The organism is Domibacillus sp. PGB-M46, from assembly GCF_022668875.1.
GTDB lineage: Bacteria > Bacillota > Bacilli > Bacillales > Domibacillaceae > Domibacillus.
Map to the genome: position 1 here is coordinate 20,169 of NZ_JAKGCR010000016.1, position 20,670 is coordinate 40,838.

The following is a 20,670-nucleotide window of genomic DNA, read 5'->3' on the forward strand; positions in this document are numbered from 1 at the left end:
TATCTGTTCTTATTATAATAATATTAATAAAAAGGCTGATAGGAAGAGGGTGATCAAATGGGACATTAACAGCAGCTCGCTTTTTCTACACTGCCGGTTTTTCGAATTTGATCATCATATTAAATAGGAGGTGACTTCTTCTTTCGCCGCTTGCGGGAGAAGAAATCTGATTGGACATATGGATTGGGCTGATTGCTGTTATCCTTTTGGCGTTGTCATTTACAGCCATTCGTTACGTAAAACGGAAAGAAACAAACGAAACAGGAGAACCCCCCTCGAGAAAGCATTCTTCCGCTCTTCTCGCTGAATTAACGGGGACCGATCCTGAAAATCACCTGTCACAGTTGAATGACCGGGCAGCAACAGAAGTGATGGTGCCTCGAACAGAGATGGTGTATTTTGATATGGAAGATGCAGTTCGGGATTGTGTAAAGGTTTTCCGTGAAACAAAGCATACCCGCTATCCGGTAGCGGACGGTGATAAGGACCGTATTATTGGCTTTGTCAACTTTAAAGAAGTCATTGCTGAGTATGTGTCAGACCCGGTTGTCGGTTCAAAAAGCATTAAACATTTTGTCCGTCCCATTACACGGGTGATTGACTCCACTCCCGTTCATGAACTGCTTACGAAAATGCAGGCAGAGCGGACACAAATGGTCATACTGTTGAACGAATACGGCGGCACATCAGGTATTGTAACAGCGGAAGATATCGTTGAGGTTATTGTCGGCGAACTCTATGACGAATTTGATGTGGCTGAACCACCCGTTATTCAGCAAATTGGAGACTTACACTTTATCGCGAGCAGCAAAATGCACGTTTCTGAAACGGCTCAATTGCTCGGCATTTATATGAATGATGAGGATGTTGACACGCTTGGCGGCTGGATGTTAACAGAGAAGTATGATATTCAGCCCGGTGAATCAATCGAGCACAGTGGATTTTTATTTACTGTTTTACAAATGGAAGATCAGCAGATCCGTCACGTTGAAATTCAGCGTGTACCGGACCGGGAAGCCGCACAAACCGGGGATGAGCCTTCATCCATTGCGGTTATAGAACCATATAACGCCTAATGCAAAAACCCGCCCTCCCGGCGGGTTTTTGTGTTTTCCTAAAAGGGCTATTATAATGAGAAAGAAATGATATTCGGAAATGGAGTTTTCGCATGAAAAAGCTTTTAGCTGCAGGTCTTCTGCTTGCCGCTTCGTGGACAGTGCTCCCGACGCTATACGGTCGGTCATATGCCAAAAGGGTGAAGAAACAAGGGCCTGACCGTCGAGAAATCGCCCTGACTTTTGATGACGGTCCAAACCCTGTTTATACACCTCTTCTATTAGACCTGCTCAAACAATATAATGTAAAAGCTACATTTTTTGTTATCGGGGAAAAAGCGAAACTTTATCCCGATTTGATTCGTAGAATGGAAAAAGAAGGCCACGAGGTTGGGATCCATAATAACCGCCATATATCCAGCTGGCTGCTTTCACCAGCCGCGCTGGAACGGGAACTTGTACAAGCCGCCAGCCATATTACAGCGATTACAGGGAATCGCGCTGAGCTGTATCGCCCGCCCTGGGGGCATTTTAACCCGTTCACGCTGCAAAAAGCACAGCCTTTTCAGACGGTTATGTGGACAGCTATTCCGGGAGACTGGAAGAAAAAAATGACTCCCGAGAAGCTGGTCCAAAAATTGCGCCTTGCCCGTTCCAATGGTGCCGTTATTACCCTGCATGACAGTGGACATACCTTTGGTGCCTATGAAAAAGCTCCTGCAGTTATGCTGGAAGCCCTGCGCCTTTTTTTAACGGATCAAGAATCGGCTGCTTTTTCATTTGTAACAGTTAGCACTTTGTACCGCTCTAAGTCGTAAAGTAAGCTGCTTCGTGTTAAAGTGAGGGATTAAATGGAATCATTAGTCATTGCCTATTTAGCGAAATATGGATACGCCATTTTATTTTTAGCTGGTATTTTTGGCATTGTCGGCATTCCGGTGCCGGAAGAAAGTTTATACGTATACGTGGGAATGCTTGCTAAGAACGGCTCGCTTTCTTTTTCTAAAGCTTTTGCGTCCCTTCTTGCGGGCACATTGGTCGGAATGGCCGTCAGCTATTCGCTGGGTCGGATTGTCGGCCAGCCGCTTTTGGACCGTTACGGGAAATACCTGGGTGTTACGAAAAAAAGGCTTGGAAAAACCATTATGCATTGGGATTTATCACGCTCGCTTTTAGCTGGCTTTTTCATCCCGGGTGTTCGGCAGTTTAATCCGTATTTCGCCGGAATCGCTAAGTTTTCCATTTCTGGTTTTCTTGCGCTCTCTGTTTTAGGCGGTTCTGTATGGGTACTTATGTATATGTCAGCTGGTTTCTTAATCAGCTCTTATATTCAAATTAAACCAGAATATCTAGCCATTGCCGGTGCTGTCTTTTTTGTTTTGTTTGTTATTCACTTTATTATAAAATGGAAAAAATCGTCACATTCCCGCGGTTAAAGGAGTCAAGTTAAGATGAAAATTATTGTGCTTCCTTTATTTCGTCTGTCATCGGGCCATCATAAAGCAGCGGAAGCGGTTATTGAACATATTAGTATGGTTTGTCCGGATGCGAACATTCAAACTGTAGATATTCTCAGTTATTGCCACGAATCACTGGAATCTGTTGTCTCTAAAATGTACATGCAGTGGATCAGCAAAAAACCCGAATCCTACAGCAAGTTTTACAGATCTTTTATTTACACACCTGATGGCAGAAGAAGTAATCAAATGCCCCTCCATGTGTGGGATAAATATTTCGAGTTCCGTCTTGCCCGGCTCATAGAAAAAGAGCGTCCCGACTATATTATCTGTACACACAGCTACCCATCAAAGCTGCTTAACCACTTGAAACGCCAACAGAAAATTACGGTTCCGGTGATCAACGTATATACAGACTTCTTTGTCAGCGATGTATGGGGAAAACGCGGCATTGATTACCATTTTGTGCCTCATCTTGAAGCAAAAAAATGGCTTATCCGGCTCGGCGTTTCTGCAAGCCGCATTTACGTAACGGGTATTCCGATTCATCCTTCTTTTGCAACGGGACACGCCCGGACTAAACACCAGTCTATCCTTGTTGCAGGCGGTAACAGCGGGTTAGGACAGCTTGAAAAATTGCTGCAGCATTTAAACGAAAGAACGCTTTCTTACACGTATAAAGTGCTGTGCGGTCATAACGAAAAGCTGCGCACACAAATTGAGCTGCTGAAAAATCCGCGCATTAAAGCTCTGCCTTATATGAGCAGCCGTGAAGAAATGAATCGGTTTTATGAAGAAGCATCTGCCATTATTACAAAACCGGGTGGCATTACTGTCAGTGAAGTGCTTGAAAAAGAGCTGCCTGTTTTTATTTCAGGCGCCTTGCCCGGCCAGGAAGAGTTTAATGCCGACTACTTAAAAAAGCGCGAACTTATTTATGAACTGACGGATGATCTTCCCATTGAACAGCAGATTACTGCCATTATCGACAGCGATATTGAACGAGGCAAATGGAAAAAAAGGCTTCATCAATACAGTCTTGAGAAAGAGCAGAATTTAACGACAACACTGCTGTCTATTTTCGGGAAAAATTCTTCTTCTGTCCCGCTGTAAAAGCAAGCGTCCTGTTTTTATTGGTGAATGCATAAAGATGCATGCTATAATGTCAACCGAGACGAAAAAATTTCTTCACGGAAAGGGTTATTATGGAAAACTGGATTATTTCAATGATGGAGCAGTATGGACTCTGGGGCATTTTTTTCTTGATTGCACTTGAAAATATATTCCCTCCGATTCCATCTGAAGTTATTCTTACCTTTGGCGGTGTAATGACCGGCCAGACAGATTTGACTGTTACGGGAGTTATACTCGTTTCAACAGCCGGATCGGTTGTAGGGGCTATTATTCTATACGGTGTCGGGTTGATATTAGATGTACAAACAATGGAGAAAATCGTGGCTCGTTACGGCAAATTTCTTCGTGTAAAAAACGAGGATATTCACCGGGCGGATGCCTGGTTTGATAAATATGGAGTTTGGACGGTTTTTCTCTGCCGCATGGTTCCTCTTATCCGAAGCTTAATTTCCATCCCTGCCGGCATGTCTAATATGAATTTTCTTTTATTTGTTTTGTTTACGACTGCCGGAACGTTAATATGGAATACGGTTCTTGTAAACTTAGGTGCCGCTTTCTCCGATTCATGGCATACGATCGTTGACTATATGGATGTGTACTCAAATATCGTTTATGCGATTTTAGCTATTATTTTTATCGCAGCAGTTACTTGGTTTATACGCAAATTCCGCAGCCGCTCTGCTTAAAACAAAATTCCGGCTCTTTTTCAATAAGCGTCCTGCCTTTCTTCGGCGGGGCGCTTTTATGCGGAACAAAGACAGTCAATATGCCCTTTTTTAACGTTGCAGACAGCCGGCGTCACAGCATACACTTCTCCGTCCATGTCGATAAGCATTGGGTGATCGGTTTGAATTGTGAATGATTGAACATGGTAGTGTTCAAGATTCGCGGCATGTTCTCCTGTTGCTTTAATTTTCTTTGTTTGAATCACTTCTTTTATAAGCGGAAAGCCCGAATCTTTTACGATGATAAGCTCTAAGTAACCGTCTTCATGATTCGCTTGAAAAGGAAGGTCAACTGTCCCGATATAATTTCCATTCAACGCCACAACCATTGCCGCTTCCCCTTCAAGTTTCCTTCCGTCCGCTTCGATCATATAATGAAAAAAGGATGGATGACGGACCGTTCCAAGGGCACTTAAATAGTAGCTCATTTTGCCGATCATGGACTTTTTGTTTTCGTCTATATTGTTGGAAGTATCGGTAATCATGCCGATCCCCCAAAAGTTTGCAAAAAAACGATCGTTCATGGCACCGACATCTACTTTACGGACAACACCTGTTCTTAAGAGGCGACAGGCCGCGTCCAAATCTTCCGGAACTCCAATTGCCCGGCTGAAATCATTGCAGGTTCCACCTGGCAGTACGGCGACAACAGGCCTTTTTTCCAATCTGGCGATTCCATTGATACATTCATGAACCGTTCCGTCACCACCATAAATGATGACAATATCATAATCCTGAACGTTCTCATAGCACAGTTTTTCTCCTTCTCCGGGTTCAGTAATCACTTTCCGCTCAACGTGCCCGACCGCTTCCTTCAAAACCGATATTACTTGTTCAATAACCGGTTCTCTTTGACTTCCGGCATGCTCGTTGTGTATAAAAAGCCCTTTTTTAAAACGCACCGTTGCCACGCTCCCTTCTTATCCAGAGTGGCAGGAGGTAACCGCCTTCAACTGGCTCTGTGCTTCCCTGCATTGCAAAGCATTCCATAGCGCTGTTCTTGATTTGGTTACGGTTGCTTTTACACCCAGCCTGGTAAGATTATCGACAATTTTTCTCGTCCGATCCGCACTCTTCATGGTCATCCATCCTTTTCACGTTTAATGGTTTATACGTTCTTTATACAAAAGCGTTTCATTTTTTTATAATCCTTCTTTATGTTCCCCTTTTTTCCTTTTTCAATCCGGATATTTATGACTTTTTCGTGTATAGTGAAAGTGACTATTTAAATTGAACGGAATGGTGATGAACGTGATCATTGAATTGTATTTTTTCCCGTGGGCTGCTTACGTGCTTTTCACATTGAACATAGTGCTCGCTTCAGCCATTATTTTTATGGAGCGGCGCGATGCAGGCGCAACATGGGCGTGGCTGATGGTCTTGTTTTTCCTTCCGCTTCTTGGTTTTGTTCTTTATCTTATATTCGGACAGAATTTAAGCAGAAAGCGGTTATTTGATTGGGAAGACAAGAAAAAAATAGGACTTGAAGAACAAATCAGCCATCAAAAAAGAGCTATAAAACGCGGTATCTATCCGTTTGCCAACCCTCATACAAAAGAAAATACGAAACTTATTTCTATGCTGCTAAGCTATAATGACGCGGTTTTATCGGAAGATAATCAAGTTTATATCTATACAGATGGCGCTGAAAAATTTGATTCTCTGATGAACGATATGCGCAGAGCCAAAAACCATATTCATGTTCAGTACTATATTTTCCGAAATGACCGGCTTGGCAAAGAGATTATTACTCTTTTAACGGAAAAAGCACTGGCAGGTGTGGAGGTACGCGTGTTGTACGATGATATGGGTTCAAGAACGCTTCGGCGTAAACATTTTCGGAAGCTTATTGAAGCCGGCGGCGTGGTAGAGACCTTTTTTCCTTCCCGCATTCCCTTAATTAACTTACGGCTGAATTACCGAAATCATAGAAAAATTGTTGTCATTGATGGACAGATCGGCTATGTAGGCGGCTTTAATGTTGGTGATGAATACCTAGGAAAGGACCCGGCCTTCGGCTATTGGAGAGATACTCACCTGCGTGTCGCAGGCAGCGCCGTTCATGCACTGCAGACTCGGTTTATCCTAGATTGGAACCAAGCATCTAAACGGCATGATTTTATGTACGATGAACGACTGTTCCCCGTGCCGGCTACAACCGGTGATACCGCCATGCAAATTGTGACCAGCGGGCCGGATTCAGAATGGGATCAAATTAAAAGCGGCTACCTTCAGCTTATTTCAACAGCAAAAAAGTCTATTTATATCCAGACTCCTTATTTTATTCCAGATGCCAGCATTTTAGACGCCCTTCGTATCGCCGCTTTGTCTGGAATCGATGTAAAAATTATGGTGCCCAATAAACCGGACCACCCTTTTGTCTACTGGGCTACCTACTCCTACGCCGGAGAACTGTTAAAAGCAGGAGCAAAAATTTATATTTACGACGACGGCTTTATTCATGCTAAAACCATTGTCGTAGACGAAAAGCTGAGCTCGGTCGGTACAGCAAATATTGACGTCCGCAGCTTCCGTTTAAATTTTGAAGTGAACGCCTTTATGTATGATTATGAAACTGGCCGCCAGCTGGCAAAAATTTTCCGTCATGACATGACGGTCTGTTTTGAATTAACACCTCAGCTGTATTATCAGCGCTCTCCTGTTATTAAATTCAAGGAATCTATTTCTCGGCTCCTATCGCCGATCCTTTAAAGAAGCGAAACTCGCTTCTTTTTCTTTTTGTTGAAATTTTGTAAATAAGTTTTGAACATTTTGTGAACATATGATATATTATATTTACAAACTAATTACGAGGTGATTGATATGGATCAAGTACTTATGCGGCAGTTAAATAAACACGGGCTCGTTTTTGCGGTGGTCCATACGGCTTTTTTCTTAAACCTCGCTGTTGAATTCATGGTTTCCCGCTAAATATTAAAAGCTGCCTGCTCTATGCAGGCAGCTTTTTCATTTGGTAAACTAAAAGAAAAAAGGCGGTTTATTCATGAACAAGTCACAAATTGAATACAAGATTCAGGAATTAAAAATGGACTATATGCGTGTACAAGGCGACATTGAAAAATTAGAATCTACCGGACACGGCGTATCAAAAGCAGAAGAAAGACTCGTCGAAATGGAAAAAGAGTTAAAAGAATTAAACGAACTGCTTTTAAAAGTGGAAAAGTAAAACGCTCTTCCCTTTGTATACAGTTAAGGGGTGGATCACAACATAACAAAAACCGGCTCCTAAATAGGAACCGGCTTTTTCTTTATTAATAGTAGCGCCATGATTTTTCATAAACTTCAATTAAATTTGGACGAATAAGGGTGTTCGGCTCAATTTGGCCCCCGTCTTCCATTTCTGCATCTTCATCCTTCCCGAATTTCGTTAAAGCCGGCAGCAGGTCAGCTGTTAAATAGCGCGTATCTTTTATTAAGGAAAGCCCTTCTACATCTATGCCCTCTCTTGATGCCAGCACATATCCCCACCCGCCAAAGCTTGGAATGTCCGCGTGCAGGTTTTCCGTTTTCAATCCGGCTGCCTGGATGGTCCGGTCAATGGTCCAATAAACTTGTGGTGCAAACACGGGACTTGTTGCCTGGACAATCATTGCACCGTCTGTCTGCAAGTGATTTCGGGCGAGAGAGTAAAACTCCTGGGTATATAATTTGTTCAGTGATTCGTTGTTTGGGTCCGGCAAATCGATAATGATAACATCATAAAACCCGTCTGCTTTTTCTAAAAACTGAAAAGCATCCTGATTGACAATATCTACACGCGGATCATCAAGTGATTTCTTATTTAAATCGGTTAACAAGTGATTCGTACGTGCGGTTTCTGTCATGGCAGGATCAAGGTCCACAAGTGTAACACGGCCAAGATCCTGATATTTCAGCAGCTCCCTTACTGCCAGTCCATCACCTCCGCCAAGCACTAAAACACGCTCGTGGCGGGCAGCTGCCGCCATTGTTGGATGGACGAGAATTTCATGATACCGGTGTTCATCAGACGAACTGAATTGAAGCTGCCCATCCAAGTATAAACGGGTATCTCCCTGTTCCCTCGTTAAAACAATTTTTTGGTAAGCCGTTTGTTCCGAAAACATAACTGGGTCTTTGTATAATTTCTGCTCGAAATGAAATGCCGCTTCCTCACCAAAAAGAGCCCCGGCTGTTAAAATCCCTAAAAACGCAATGCCGCACGCCGCATGAAGCTTAAATCGCTTTAATTCAGAACGAAATTGAAAAACAATCCACAGTGCGACAGCGATGTTGATTAAAGCGATAAGAAAAGACGTTTTCACAAGCCCAAAGTATGGCCGAAGCAGAAATAAAAACAACAGACCGCCAATTAAACCGCCGGCATAATCGGAAAACAGCACTTTAGCTGCACTTTTTTGAAGCGACACACCGATTTCATTTGCTTTCCGGATTAAAATGGGCAGCTCCACGCCCGTTAACGTTCCAACAAGGAGCGTTACACTGTATAAAAATAAAGCGTCTGTTCCCTCCGGCAAATAAGCCGTTACGCCAAATAGAAGAAGAGCTGAAAATCCGCCAACGATACCAATGCCATATTCAATCCAAATAAACGAAGCAATTAAGCGGCGGGTTACTTTCTCGCTTATGTATGCGCCGATGCCCATTCCGGTTAAAAAAAGGGAGATGGTGAGTGTATACTGCTTCACTCCATCTCCTAAAATGTACGAACCGAGTGCGCCGAACAGTACTTCAAAGATAATTCCGCATATCGAGACAATGCCCGATGCATAATAAATCGACCGGCTTTGCCGGATGGAATGCTGTTCAGTCATCAAAACACCGCCTTATGAAATCGAAGCGCCAATAACAAACGCCAGCCCGACTGAAACAGAAAAGGAAACAATTCCTACCGCAAGATTGCCTGATTTCAGCTGTTCTTCTACAGAAAAACTTCTTGTCATCAGCTCAAACAAGATATACGCTGCAAGCTGCAGTACCATACCGAATAAACCCCATATAATCGTTTCTGTAATTGTATCGTTGTGAAAAATAGAAAAAGTAATAATAATACAGATGCCGATAATTTTCCCGCCGATTGACAGGGCAACAGCTGTATTGTTTCCTCTTATTTCATCCCAGTCTTTATACTTTCTTGTAATTTGTTCAAAAACAATCAATCCGACTACAACCACTGCAATGGCTACGATAAAATATAAAAATGTCAGTAAAAATGGATTCACAGCTTCATTCCCTCATTTCGCTTTATTATTTTCCTTCTCCCGGTCCACCGCCGCGGAATGTCGAGCCACGGCCATAAGAGCCGTTAGAAAATGCACCGCCCCCATAATAGCCACCGCCTGAATAGCAGCCGTCATTGTTATACCGGCACCGGTTCGTTTGTGTCCGCTCCCAGTTTGAACCAAAACGCCCATTCAGCAATGAACCGAGCAGCATACCTGAAAAAAAGCCGGGATTGTAATGTGTACGGACAAATTCATCTTCTGCTACTTCTACAAGCGTGGAGCCTGGATTTTCCGGATCTTCCGTTAAAATAATAAATTCGTTGTCGTAGACAAGCACCTGGCGGCCGTCCACTTTCTGGCCGATTTTTTCTGGCTGCTCTACATCAATCAGCTCAGCGGCCGTTTCCTGCAAGCTTTGATTCGTGCGGTAAAGCATCGCCTGGTCGTTTGTGTTTGTATTGTTTTGTACAGCATCAATAAATGTATAATTTTCATCAACATAGTCATCTGCTTCCTGCAGGCCGCAGGCAGCAAAAAGAAAAACCGATGCAGTGGTGACAATCATCCATTTTTTTATTTTCATATGAAAACACTCCAAATGAACAGAAACGGCCCGCCGCAACAGACGGACCGCGGTTCCTTATTCTTTTCCGAGTTTTTGCTTAAGGGCGGCGAGTTCGTCATCTACTGCGCTGTTTTTCTTTAAAGCAGCAAGTTCGTCATCAAGACTTCGCGAACCTGCACGTAAATCCTCCGACGTTTCAGCTTCCGCTTCATACTGCATCACTTTTTCTTCCATCCGCTCAAAGCCGCGTCTTGATTCATCCCCGCCGATAGAAGACATGGCGCGGTTCATCTTTGTACGCGTTTTGGCCGATTCAGCGCGCGCTTTTAATGAATCTTTTCGCAGCTGCATGTCTTCATATTCACGCTTCATTTCTGCCAGCTTCTCACGAAGAACAGCCACATCCTCTGCCGCCTGCTTATGTGCTTCTTTCATGGACTCTGCTTGCTTTGCATGATTGTTTTTATCCTCAAGCGCACGGCGTGCCAGATCCTCATTTCCTGCTTCAAGGGCGTCAACAGCCTGCTGCTGGCGCTTTTCCACCATGCTGTTTGCGTCATCATATTTCTTTTTCAGCATTTTTTCGTTGGCAAGCTGCTTGGCAACAGCTGTTTCTGCATCACGAATATCTGCTGACATTTCCCGCATAAACTGATCGAGCATTTTCACCGGGTCTTCCGCTTTATCAAGTGCCGCATTCAGCTCGGAGCCTACGTATGTTTGTACACGTTTAAAAAATTGAAACATATTCTCTCCTCCAATGTTGGTTAGCTTCCCGCTAAAATAGTGATTTCATATTCTTCGATTTCGTATCCATAGCTGACTTCAACATCGCCGCCCCATACTTCCACAGATAAAAAGTGTTCTTCCGAATCATCTGCATAATCATAGTAATCAACGTTTCGGCCGTGGACGTTTTCACTTCGGCCTTCTGCTTTGACATAAGCACGTCCACTTTCTTCAAGGTAGTATGTGCGCCCATCATGCGTTACTTTTTTCGCTCCCGGCTCCAAACCGGAAATCCGGACCTTTTCATACATGCCAACTTCCAGCTCATCATCGAGCTCTACGCTCAGCCAAAGGGTTTTGCCGGACGCAGCAAGCTGATAAGCATCCCACGTATAACCGCTGTCATTGTAATGGATTTTTCCCGTTACTTCATAATCGGCTAAGTTATACGTGACAAAATCGCCAACCCGTAAATTCAACAGAGTCCGCTCTTTTGTTTCCGGTACGGTTTCTGCGGTGCTTCCAAAAAGCTTCTTCCAAAACCCCATCTTTGCTCACCTCTCTATTTATGTACGGACTGATGGCAGAATCGTTTCACTTTTTTAACTATAATGAAGAAAAAGTCATTTTTATCCACAAACGGAAGCAGGCGTTTTTTGTTAAAAGCCATCGCTTATGGAATAAACACCTTAATATGGCCCTGCAGTACTTCGAGGCTCAGCGGAACAGCATCCCCCATATCGCCGTCTACATTTGCTTTTAATTCCGTTGTAGAGCGGACATTCAGTTTTTCGGACCGGAAATATAGAACATCCGGGTCTTCTCCCAGATCTCCTTTTAATAAATTCGCACCGATACGTATCAATTTTGGCAGTGCCACATCTTTAACGATAAAGCAATGAAAAAAGCCATCTGCCGATTTTGCCTCAGGCGCAAGCTTTTCAAATCCGCCCACTGAATTTGTAAGAGCAGCCAGAAAAATAAGAGCGTCTTCTTCAAATGTCCGGTCCTTCGTTTCAATTGTCAGAGGAAACGGTGTTTTATCCCGCAGGGTTTTAAAGCCTTCTACGAAATAAGCGAGCGCGCCCAGCGTTGTTTTTTGAGCCGACGTTACTTCACCGGTTGCTTCTGCAATCCCGCCAATAGCTAAAATATTTAAAAAATAACGGCCATTTACTTTGCCAATATCAGCAGGCTTTGTTCTGCCTCCTAATACCCGAATAGCCTCCTCCGGCTCAAGCGGAATATGCAGCGCACGCGCAAAATCATTGACGGTACCGAGCGGAACTACCCCCATAACAGGGCGGTGCGGCTGTTCAGCCAGGCCGTTTACAGTTTCATTCATCGTTCCATCTCCGCCCATTGCAATCACTGCATCCAAATGCCGTTCGCAGGCTTCTTTTGCAAAACTCATGGCGTCTCCTTCACCTCTGGTTAAACGGGTTTCTACCTCATATCCTGACACCTGGAGCTGTTTATAAATAGAGTCAATATATTCCTCCGCCTGTTCTTTTCCAGAAGAAGGATTCGCGATTATCATGGCTCTTTTCATGCTTCCTTTGCCTCCTTGTTTACTCGATCGGCGATTCCGGTAAAACTGTCCGGTTCCAAGTTCATCGTTCAGCAGCAGTTCCATCCTCTCCAAATCCTGCTTACAAACCGGCGGATCCTGCTCCGACCAGTTCACAATATAAATAAAATAATATTTGTTTATAAGCCGGAAAATCACATTCGATTGCGGAAACCGATTAAATACGGCTTTAACGTTATACCGCTTTGTATACGTCCAGCTGATTAATTTCATAATAAGTCACCTACCGCTTGTATACCCGGATTTTGACGAAAAGAACATAGCCGGCTGCCCTTTTTCGCCAAAACTAGTGAAAGGAAATCAGCGTCCGGTGAAGAATGAGTTTAAAAAGAACAAAGGAGGGATTTTCTGTGCATACTACAAAAGAAGCGGCCGCTGCTTTAAACATCAGTCCAACAACCTTAGGCAAATATGTAATTGCTCTTGAGGGAGCTGGCTTCCGGTTCGAGTCTGGAAAACGGAATGTCCGGATGTTTGATGAAAAGGAAATGGCCACGCTGCGCCAGATGATCGAAACCGCCGCCTCCGAAGACCTTCCTCCCGGCCAGGCAGCCAATATGATTGGACAAACCGCCTATCTGTCTTTGATTGAAGACCGCTTGTCTGCCATCGAACAGCGTCAGGAGCATTTAATTCATTTATACGATAATCTTTCTTCCCAGCTTGCACGCCTGCCTGCCCACCATATTCCTGATTATTCACCGCCTTCTTTTTTTCTTTTGCCGCGCCGAAAAGCAGGATTTTTGAATTTTTTGTCGAAATAGGTACAGAACTATGCTAAAAAGAAGGAGAACATTACGTTGAAAAAAGCTGTTTTTTTTGATCTTGATGATACACTGCTGGATGACAGAAAAAGCATCCAAACCGCATTTGATGCGACTTGCGGCGAGCTGGCGGAAAAATATGAAAAAGATGCAGGCGAGATAGAAAAACACGTCCGCACCGCTGCTCATGCGCAATATCAAACATATGACTTTTACCCAGTCACTCTTTCCATCGGAATTAATCCGTTCGAAGGTCTTTGGGGTAATTTCGGCGACGTGCACCATAACGGCTTCCGGTCTATGGGAGATCAAATTGCCGATTATCAATTAAAAGCCTGGGAAAATGGCTTGAAGCAAGCCGGGATCCCTGCGTCCGAAGCAGAATGGGCACGCGATCGTTTCCGTAATGTCCGCCGCAAATCTGCTTTTGTGTACGAAGAAACCTTTGATGTTTTAAACACGTTGCGCGATAAAGGCATCCGCCTCCTGCTTTTAACCAATGGAGCTCCTTCGCTTCAATTGGAAAAACTGACGATGACGCCGGAACTTGTCCCGTATTTTGAGCACGTGCTTATCTCCGGACATTTTGGTTTTGGAAAACCGGAAAAAGCAATTTTTGACCACGCCCTCCGCTTAATGGACCTGGAGCCGGGTGATGTGTTGATGGTAGGCGATAATCAAGGCACGGACATTTTAGGTGCAACCCGCGCCGGCATCGAATCAGCCTGGATTAATCATGGCGGAGAAGGAAAAATCGTTGAAGGAGCAAATCCTGTACACACACTCAGCCGGTTAAAAGATATTCTTTCACTGATCGAATAGGTTTATCCTGACGAAAAACGGGTAAATAATGTTGAAAAGAAACAGTTACCTGTTAAGAGGAGAGACTTAAATGGAAAAGCATCTTGAACCATCCAAGCTGGATATTAAAATTTTTGATAAAAAAAACAGCCGCCCGTTCGCGGAGGCTTCATTAGACAATAAAGAAGTGTATGAGCTTCGGGACGATACGATGCGCACACCGCTTGAAAAAGCTGATGTATTCGAACAGCTTCTTCAAACGGAAAACGCATGTGAATTATGGATTGTTCCGGTAATAGAGTCCACTTCCTCTTTTACTCAGTCCCTGTCGGAAGAAAAAGCATCTGCCCTGTTTGGCATGCTGTCGTCTTTTCGCAAAAACGTACAGCGCGACCGAACGTTTCTTGTGCTCGGGCCGGATTGCTCCGCCAGCATGAAAGAGAAAGTTAAAGAGCTTGGCTATACCATTCTTCCGTGTGAAGAAGCTGACCTGCAAAACGTGACTGTAGAATATTAAAAAATATCCCGCCGGTTACCGGCGGGATATTTTTTAATTGTTGATATATTTTTCAAATACGGCACCGAAGTCTTTTACCCGGTACGTATCACTCGATTTTTTCAGCCAGTCAAAAGCATATACATTCACCTTTTCAAACTCGGCAGCCAAATCAATTTGTGTTTTTGTAATGTTTTTAATAGAATTGGCGGACATTTCTAAGCTTTGCTGCGCATAGCCAAAATTCATTTCGTTTTCCTGCTGCATTTCAGCAATTTTCAATAGCGCTTTGTATAAATCCTTTAGCTCTTCCAGGTGCTTTTTATGCACATCAATCGAATACGTCTGGGTTCCAAGCGTAAACTTGATTTCCACATCCAGATCAACAGTACCTGCTGTTTCAAGGTACACATTTGAAATACGGTTTGCCACATAGTTATACCGGCGAAGCAGACGCTTTTTGCTGACAGCATTCGCGCCATCTACGTGCACAAGCCCGAGATTGGTAAAGCAATATTCATCTGCTCTTGATTTGATTAGAAAATAAATTTTTTCATCATCTTCATGCATAATATAATCGTCTGCATCAACCTTGTCATAATCTGCAGGCTTAATAACCGCTCCGACATCGCTCAATCCTAATACATCTGCTGCTACTTTTCCAAACACGATATACCAGCTCCTTTTATAACGAAGTATATGAATGCATACGCTATTCTCTCGCTAAAGGTTTCACTTTTTTAAAGGCCCCTCTCACGACAAACTATTTTTACTCAAGAAAGAGTTCAATTATTCACCAGGAGGGCATTTTAACGGCTAAAAATAATTCGTGACGATAAGCGTGCCATTTCGATTTGGGATTATCTATTCCCGTCTTCCATATGTTTGGTGTTCTAAACCGGTGTCTAACATCATTTATCCGCAACTATTTCGTTCAGGCCTGCTTATGCATGGATACACTTTTTCACATTCAGAAAACAGTCCTAAATCGTAATAACGGTACTGACTGCTAAGGAAAAAGCATGCCCCTGCTTAAAGGGCATGCTTTTTCTTTTTTATTCACCAACGACAAATTCAAAATTCGCGCTGAATTTCACGTCTTTTCCTACAAGAACGCCACCTGTTTCAAGCGGAGCATTCCATGTTAAACCATATGCCTCGCGGTTTATTTTGCCTTCTGCATCAAAACCGGCAATTGTGCTGCCATCCAATGGGCTTTTTGATGTTCCGTTATATTCAACGGTAAATGTTTCTGTATTTGTAACACCTTTTAATGTAAGCTGACCCGTTACCTCGTATTCATTTTCAGATATCTTTTGGATCGTATCACTGATAAATGTGATTTTCGGATGCTGTTCTGCATTAAAGAAATCACCTGAACGAAGGTGGTTGTCCCGATCTTCGTTATTTGTATCAATCGATGCCGTATCAATCGATACCGTCCATTTTGCAGCTTCTAATTGATTGACATCACCATCAATTTCCACATCAAAGCTTGTAAATTCACCTTTTGTTTTCGATACCATCATATGTTTTACTTGAAACGCAATCCCGCTGTGTACCTGGTCAAATGTTAATACTGCCATTTTGCATACCCCCCCATTAATTTATAAAAGTAACTTTATAACTTTAATATACATTATATATATTTCGAATTCAAGATAATAGCACAATTTTTTTCAATAAAAAAGTCTCGGCATTAGCCGAGCTTTTGGCTTAATGAATATCTTTTTTCTTAAAGCGTCCGCCCCGGACTTCCGCAATATCTGCCACTGCAAGAAATGCTCCTTCATCCAAATCTTCTACAATAGATTTTAATTTCGCTTCTTCAAGCCTGGTAATGACACAGAAAATGACTTTTTTATCTTCGCCTGTATAAGCACCTTCCCCATCTAAATACGTAACGCCGCGTCCAAGGCGGGCAATAATCGCTTCACCGATTTCTTTGTACTGATCAGAGATAATCCAGGCTGATTTCGACTCATCCAGCCCTTGAATTACTACGTCAATTGTTTTAAAAGCTACAAAGTACGCGAGCACAGAATACATAGCCCGGTCCCAGCCGAATACGAAGCCGCCCCATAAAAAAATAAATACGTTAAAAAACATGACAATTTCACCAACTGAAAATGGCAGCCTCTTATTGATCAAAATTGCTAAAATTTCCGTGCCGTCGAGAGAGCCCCCATACCGGATAACTGTTCCTACTCCTGCCCCAAGCGCAATGCCGCCAAACACAGAAGCCAGCAGAATATCGCTTGTAAAAGCTGCTACCGGATGCAGAAACGTGGAAAAAATCGCTAATACAGCAATCCCAAAAATCGTTGAAAGCGCAAAGGTTTTGCCGATTTGTTTATAGCCGAGGAAAAAGAACGGAATATTCAGTAAAAATAAAAAAAGACCTATCTTGATACCAGTTATACTAGATAAAATAATCGAAATCCCTACAAGGCCACCGTCCATAATCGAGTTGGGCACCAGGAAAATTTCAATGCCGATAGCCATTAATACAGCGCCGATAAAAATAAATAATGTTCGTTTTAACAAGCGCCTCGGCCCTGCTTTTTGATGCTGCCTTTGACGATTCGGTTCTTGTGGTGCTGCTTGCAGCTGTTCCATCCGCTCACCCCTTTATTCCTATATTTATTCTTTCTATTATAGCAAGTTCCCAAAAGCAAAAAAAGCGTCTCTTGAAAAGAGACGCTTTTCTGTTCATTGACGCCCTGCATAACAAGGGCATTTGAACTTAACGGTTCTGAAGAATTTCCGTTAACACAGGAACGATTTGTTTTTTACGGGATACGACGCCTTTTAAAAGCGCCTGGTTGTCGTCAAGTTTTACATTGAACGCCTCTTCCACAGCTGAAGTTTCTGCACCAATCGCGATAGCTACAGAGTCGCTGTTTAAGATATCCGTAATGACTACAAGGAATAGATCAAGTGTTTTTTCTACGATCGCATCTGTTACCGCTTGCTCAAGCTCCGCTTTCAGCGCTAACACATCAGCCGGATCAATAGCGTTAATTTGTGCGATTTCTACTTTTTTGCTGCCCATCGGGAATACTTTTGCATCGATACCGATAAGCTCTTCTGCTGTTTTGCCGCTTAAATCTGCGCCCGCTTTCAGCATATTAAGGCCGTATTCACTCGCATCTACCCCAGCGATTTGGGCCAGTTCCTGTGCAGCTTTTACGTCCTGCTCTGTGCATGTTGGTGATTTAAACAAAAGAGAATCAGAAATGATCGCTGACAGCATCAAGCCGGCAATCTCTTTTTCGATTTCCACACCATGCTCTTTGTAAAGCTTGTTTAGGATAGTCGTTGTGCAGCCAACTGGCTCTGCACGGTAGTAAAGCGGATCCGCTGTTTCAAAGTTAGCAATCCGGTGGTGGTCGATAACTTCAAGAACATGTACGTCATCAATGTCATCTACACTTTGCTGACGCTCATTGTGGTCCACTAAAATAACAGAGTCTACTTCTGGTGACGCCTTTTCAATTAAACGCGGCGCTTCCGCATTAAATGTTTTTAACGCAAAAGCCGTTTCATCGTTGATATCACCAAGGCGAACCGCTTCCACGTCAAAGCCAAGCTTCGTTTTCAAGTCAGCATAAACGATTGCTGAGCAGATCGAATCCGTATCCGGGTTTTTGTGGCCAAAAATAAATGTTTTTCCCAATTGTTTTCCCTCGCTTTATGTAGAGTATTCCGTTTCATTTTAACGTAAAACGAAAAAAGTGTCCTGCTTTAATTACAGTATAGCGGAAATGATTTTAAAAACCTATAAGATTAATTGGTTTAAACGTTAAATTATTGTAAAGAGCAGGAATGAAAGAATGCGGATTGGAATTATATTACTATGGAGGTGTTTCTATGCGAAACAAAGGGGGCTGGAAATGGTATTTTACCATGCCCATTCTTTCCTGGGCTTTATATGATTTCGCTAATACGATTTTTTCATCGAATATTACAACGATTTTCTTCCCTTTTTATGTACAGGAAATCGCGGGTGGAAGCGAAAGGCTTGATCAAATTGCCAGTACCTTCTTGTCTTATGCCAATGCTGTTTCAAGTTTTTTCCTCGTTATTTTCTCTCCTTTATTCGGTGTATGGATTGATCAAAGCGGACATAAAAAGCGCTGCGTCATGTTTTTTGCTTTTGCTGCCATTTTGTCCACTGCTCTTATGGGGCTGGCCGCCCCGCAGAACTTTGGAAACTGGCACGGGCTGCCGGCAGCTTTCATAGTGGTTGTTGTACTGTTTGTGGCGGCCAAGTTTTTCTACCAGTCCAGCTTAATTTTTTATGATGCGATGCTGCCTGACATCAGTTCAAAAGAAACGATGCCGCTTCTGTCAGGGTTCGGAGTAGCCATCGGTTATATGGGTACACTTGCCGGCCTGGCTGTTTATCCGCTCGCCAGCGGCGGTACGTATGCGGATGCTTTTTTACCGACTGCCGGCTTGTTTTTACTTTTCACGCTGCCGCTTGTTCTGTTTTACAAAGAAACGCCGCGTCCTGCGCAGGCAAAACGGTCTTTTTTCGCCGGTTACCGGGATGTGTGGGAAACATTTAAAGATATGAAAAGATACCGCCCAATCTTTTTGTTTATGATCGTTTACTTCTTCCTCAATGACGCTATTGCCACGGCCATCGCCATGATGGCCGTGTATGCAAAAGCCATTGTCGGTTTTTCATCGGGCGAATTTATTTTGCTTTACCTTGTTTCAACCATTTCGAGCATCATCGGTTCACTTATTTTCGGCTATGTTACGCGTTCCGCCGGTGCAAGACGAGCTGTTTTTTACGTCGGGATCATTTTGTTCGCCGCTCTTTTGCTCGGGACCTTTGCCATCAATCAGCCGATGTTTTGGATAACAGGCAGCTTATTCGGCTTGGCACTCGGCGCAGTTTGGGTCACATCCCGCGTGCTGATTATCGAGCTTTCCCCTGAAAACAAGCGAGGCCAGTTTTTTGGGCTGTTTGCTTTTTCCGGCAAGCTGTCCGCTATTGTCGGCCCGCTTATGTATGGCACAATCACGCTCTTGCTCGCTGACCATGGTGACATTGCCAGCCGGGCAGCTCTTTCATCATTGATGCTGTTTGTGTTGATTGGCTTAATCGTACATCGGAAAATCCCGGCGTAGCAGGCGAAGCTTTTCCATGTCTTCATGAATAAGCTCAAGCAGGCGGCGATTATAAAAGATGGACGCTGGATGAAAAGTGGGGAAAATCCGATAGTTCTTTTTAGTCCATTCAAACTGTTCTTCCTTTAACTGCAGTACCGGCTGTACGAGCAGTCTACCATGAAGATCAGATACTTTTTTGTCATTTCCGACCAGCCGTTTTAAGCCGATATTGCCCAGTGTGACAATAATCGGCGCCTTTACATGCTCAATCTCATAATCAAGCAGCGGCGCGTGCGCAAGAATTTCACGGCTGGTCGGGGCGCGGTTGTATTTTCTTTTCACGGCCGTACCGTCCGGCTCCCTTTTTTCACCCCATTTGTACGGGCGGCTTCGTACAGCACTTGTAATATACACCTCTTCCCGGCCAACCCCTGCCATCGCTAAAAATTTCATTAACTCTTTTCCTGCCCGGCCGCTGAACGGAATGCCGTTTCCAATTTCGGTTTCACCGGGTGCTTCTCCAACAAGCATAAGCTTTGGGTGCTCCGGCCCGCTTCCGTAGACAAATCCTTCAACCGGATACGGCTCGATTCTTTTTTTGCCGAGCTCAGCAAGCTCTTCGGGAATTCTCATACGATCGCTTCTTTCTTTTTTTACTCATTTTTCCCTTTTCCCCAAAAGAAAAACCCGCCTTTAAGGGCAGGTTTCTTTTACATCTGTATTTCCTGTGCGTTTTTCACAATATCTTCGGGAACAGTGATCCCTTTCACTTTGTTGTAGCTGCTGTAGTCCGCGTTCACTACTTGATTAACTTTCATGGACTCTCCTTCCATTTCCATCGTCATATCCATGGTCATATCAACCGCTGTAGTCTGAAAGGTTTCTTTGTCTACATGCAAGACCCATTGTCAGAAAACACGCTGAAGTCAGCTGAGCCCACTTTTTCATTTTTTTCTCTCCTTTTTATCGGTTCTCAACCTACATACGGAGAAAGAAGAAAA

The 20,670-nt window shown here is 43.5% G+C and carries 25 protein-coding genes; 11 read left to right on the forward strand and 14 right to left on the reverse strand.

The annotated features are described in order from the left end of the window. Positions 1 to 170 precede the first annotated feature (170 nt). The 5 genes from L2D08_RS16390 to L2D08_RS16410 all read left to right on the forward strand — a co-directional run bounded on the left by L2D08_RS16390 (position 171) and on the right by L2D08_RS16410 (position 4,332). Complete coding sequence (locus L2D08_RS16390) at positions 171 to 1,076, forward strand: hemolysin family protein (protein WP_242235273.1); 906 nt, start codon at positions 171 to 173, stop codon at positions 1,074 to 1,076. A gap of 92 nt (positions 1,077 to 1,168) precedes the next feature. Then, positions 1,169 to 1,873: a polysaccharide deacetylase family protein gene (locus tag L2D08_RS16395; RefSeq protein WP_242235275.1), complete on the forward strand. Its 705-nt coding sequence runs from the start codon at positions 1,169 to 1,171 to the stop codon at positions 1,871 to 1,873. 33 nt (positions 1,874 to 1,906) lie between these two features. Then, the gene (locus L2D08_RS16400; RefSeq protein WP_242235277.1) at positions 1,907 to 2,491 is read left to right on the forward strand and encodes a DedA family protein; all 585 of its coding nucleotides are present in this window, start codon (positions 1,907 to 1,909) and stop codon (positions 2,489 to 2,491) included. 15 nt (positions 2,492 to 2,506) lie between these two features. Continuing rightward, entirely contained in the window at positions 2,507 to 3,625 is a 1,119-nt protein-coding gene (locus tag L2D08_RS16405; protein ID WP_242235279.1) for an MGDG synthase family glycosyltransferase, read from the forward strand. Between the two features lie 92 nt (positions 3,626 to 3,717). Next, positions 3,718 to 4,332 carry a DedA family protein gene (locus L2D08_RS16410; protein ID WP_242235281.1) on the forward strand — a complete coding sequence of 205 codons (615 nt, stop codon included), beginning with the start codon at positions 3,718 to 3,720 and terminating at the stop codon, positions 4,330 to 4,332. Positions 4,333 to 4,388: 56 nt separating this feature from the next. Here L2D08_RS16410 and L2D08_RS16415 read toward each other — a convergent pair whose 3' ends face one another. Next, positions 4,389 to 5,273: a diacylglycerol/lipid kinase family protein gene (locus tag L2D08_RS16415; RefSeq protein ID WP_242235283.1), complete on the reverse strand. Its 885-nt coding sequence runs from the start codon at positions 5,271 to 5,273 to the stop codon at positions 4,389 to 4,391. 18 nt (positions 5,274 to 5,291) lie between these two features. Beyond that, positions 5,292 to 5,450 (reverse strand): Lmo0850 family protein, encoded by a 159-nt coding sequence (locus L2D08_RS16420; RefSeq protein WP_242235285.1) that lies wholly within the window; start codon positions 5,448 to 5,450, stop codon positions 5,292 to 5,294. Between the two features lie 160 nt (positions 5,451 to 5,610). Here L2D08_RS16420 and cls point away from each other — a divergent pair, with 160 nt between their 5' ends. Together cls and L2D08_RS16430 are read left to right on the forward strand one after the other, a co-directional pair. Further along, positions 5,611 to 7,083 carry a cardiolipin synthase gene (gene cls / locus L2D08_RS16425; RefSeq protein WP_375337601.1) on the forward strand — a complete coding sequence of 491 codons (1,473 nt, stop codon included), beginning with the start codon at positions 5,611 to 5,613 and terminating at the stop codon, positions 7,081 to 7,083. Between the two features lie 292 nt (positions 7,084 to 7,375). Beyond that, positions 7,376 to 7,558 (forward strand): SE1832 family protein, encoded by a 183-nt coding sequence (locus L2D08_RS16430; protein ID WP_242235287.1) that lies wholly within the window; start codon positions 7,376 to 7,378, stop codon positions 7,556 to 7,558. Between the two features lie 85 nt (positions 7,559 to 7,643). On the opposite strand, the gene L2D08_RS16435 is transcribed toward L2D08_RS16430, so the two are convergent. The 6 genes from L2D08_RS16435 to L2D08_RS16460 all read right to left on the reverse strand — a co-directional run bounded on the left by L2D08_RS16435 (position 7,644) and on the right by L2D08_RS16460 (position 12,694). Further along, a complete protein-coding gene (locus tag L2D08_RS16435; protein ID WP_242235289.1) occupies positions 7,644 to 9,185 on the reverse strand; it encodes a polyamine aminopropyltransferase in 1,542 nt (513 codons plus the stop codon). Between the two features lie 12 nt (positions 9,186 to 9,197). Then, entirely contained in the window at positions 9,198 to 9,593 is a 396-nt protein-coding gene (locus L2D08_RS16440) for a DUF350 domain-containing protein (protein ID WP_242235291.1), read from the reverse strand. Between the two features lie 25 nt (positions 9,594 to 9,618). Then, positions 9,619 to 10,179, reverse strand: coding sequence for a DUF4247 domain-containing protein (locus L2D08_RS16445; protein ID WP_242235293.1), 561 nt, complete (start codon positions 10,177 to 10,179; stop codon positions 9,619 to 9,621). Between the two features lie 57 nt (positions 10,180 to 10,236). Continuing rightward, positions 10,237 to 10,908 (reverse strand): PspA/IM30 family protein, encoded by a 672-nt coding sequence (locus L2D08_RS16450; RefSeq protein ID WP_242235295.1) that lies wholly within the window; start codon positions 10,906 to 10,908, stop codon positions 10,237 to 10,239. A gap of 20 nt (positions 10,909 to 10,928) precedes the next feature. Then, the gene (locus L2D08_RS16455; protein ID WP_242235297.1) at positions 10,929 to 11,438 is read right to left on the reverse strand and encodes a DUF4178 domain-containing protein; all 510 of its coding nucleotides are present in this window, start codon (positions 11,436 to 11,438) and stop codon (positions 10,929 to 10,931) included. 125 nt (positions 11,439 to 11,563) lie between these two features. Continuing rightward, positions 11,564 to 12,694 carry a diacylglycerol/lipid kinase family protein gene (locus tag L2D08_RS16460; protein WP_242235299.1) on the reverse strand — a complete coding sequence of 377 codons (1,131 nt, stop codon included), beginning with the start codon at positions 12,692 to 12,694 and terminating at the stop codon, positions 11,564 to 11,566. A 137-nt stretch (positions 12,695 to 12,831) separates the two neighbouring features. Between L2D08_RS16460 and L2D08_RS16465 the strand changes: the two genes are divergently transcribed. The 3 genes from L2D08_RS16465 (at position 12,832) to L2D08_RS16475 (ending at position 14,563) form a co-directional block, all read left to right on the forward strand. Next, the gene (locus tag L2D08_RS16465; protein WP_242235301.1) at positions 12,832 to 13,245 is read left to right on the forward strand and encodes a MerR family transcriptional regulator; all 414 of its coding nucleotides are present in this window, start codon (positions 12,832 to 12,834) and stop codon (positions 13,243 to 13,245) included. 36 nt (positions 13,246 to 13,281) lie between these two features. Beyond that, positions 13,282 to 14,067: an HAD family hydrolase gene (locus L2D08_RS16470; protein WP_242235303.1), complete on the forward strand. Its 786-nt coding sequence runs from the start codon at positions 13,282 to 13,284 to the stop codon at positions 14,065 to 14,067. Positions 14,068 to 14,137: 70 nt separating this feature from the next. Further along, on the forward strand, positions 14,138 to 14,563 hold the full coding sequence (locus L2D08_RS16475; protein ID WP_242235305.1) for a hypothetical protein: 426 nt from the start codon (positions 14,138 to 14,140) through the stop codon (positions 14,561 to 14,563). Positions 14,564 to 14,596: 33 nt separating this feature from the next. On the opposite strand, the gene L2D08_RS16480 is transcribed toward L2D08_RS16475, so the two are convergent. The 4 genes from L2D08_RS16480 to L2D08_RS16495 all read right to left on the reverse strand — a co-directional run bounded on the left by L2D08_RS16480 (position 14,597) and on the right by L2D08_RS16495 (position 18,221). Beyond that, positions 14,597 to 15,211 (reverse strand): PH domain-containing protein, encoded by a 615-nt coding sequence (locus L2D08_RS16480; protein ID WP_242235307.1) that lies wholly within the window; start codon positions 15,209 to 15,211, stop codon positions 14,597 to 14,599. 386 nt (positions 15,212 to 15,597) lie between these two features. Beyond that, positions 15,598 to 16,128: a YceI family protein gene (locus L2D08_RS16485; protein WP_242235309.1), complete on the reverse strand. Its 531-nt coding sequence runs from the start codon at positions 16,126 to 16,128 to the stop codon at positions 15,598 to 15,600. A gap of 130 nt (positions 16,129 to 16,258) precedes the next feature. Continuing rightward, positions 16,259 to 17,161: a YitT family protein gene (locus tag L2D08_RS16490; RefSeq protein WP_242235311.1), complete on the reverse strand. Its 903-nt coding sequence runs from the start codon at positions 17,159 to 17,161 to the stop codon at positions 16,259 to 16,261. Between the two features lie 127 nt (positions 17,162 to 17,288). Further along, positions 17,289 to 18,221, reverse strand: coding sequence for a manganese-dependent inorganic pyrophosphatase (locus tag L2D08_RS16495; protein ID WP_242235313.1), 933 nt, complete (start codon positions 18,219 to 18,221; stop codon positions 17,289 to 17,291). A 194-nt stretch (positions 18,222 to 18,415) separates the two neighbouring features. On the opposite strand from L2D08_RS16495, the gene L2D08_RS16500 reads away from it, so the two are divergent. Beyond that, positions 18,416 to 19,687: an MFS transporter gene (locus tag L2D08_RS16500; RefSeq protein ID WP_242235315.1), complete on the forward strand. Its 1,272-nt coding sequence runs from the start codon at positions 18,416 to 18,418 to the stop codon at positions 19,685 to 19,687. Here the strand turns inward: L2D08_RS16500 and L2D08_RS16505 are convergent. Together L2D08_RS16505 and L2D08_RS16510 are read right to left on the reverse strand one after the other, a co-directional pair. Next, on the reverse strand, positions 19,658 to 20,302 hold the full coding sequence (locus L2D08_RS16505; RefSeq protein WP_242235317.1) for a uracil-DNA glycosylase: 645 nt from the start codon (positions 20,300 to 20,302) through the stop codon (positions 19,658 to 19,660). The genes L2D08_RS16500 and L2D08_RS16505 overlap by 30 nt on opposite strands. Positions 20,303 to 20,379: 77 nt before the next feature. Further along, positions 20,380 to 20,568 carry a DUF6612 family protein gene (locus tag L2D08_RS16510; RefSeq protein WP_309241390.1) on the reverse strand — a complete coding sequence of 63 codons (189 nt, stop codon included), beginning with the start codon at positions 20,566 to 20,568 and terminating at the stop codon, positions 20,380 to 20,382. Positions 20,569 to 20,670: the final 102 nt, after the last annotated feature.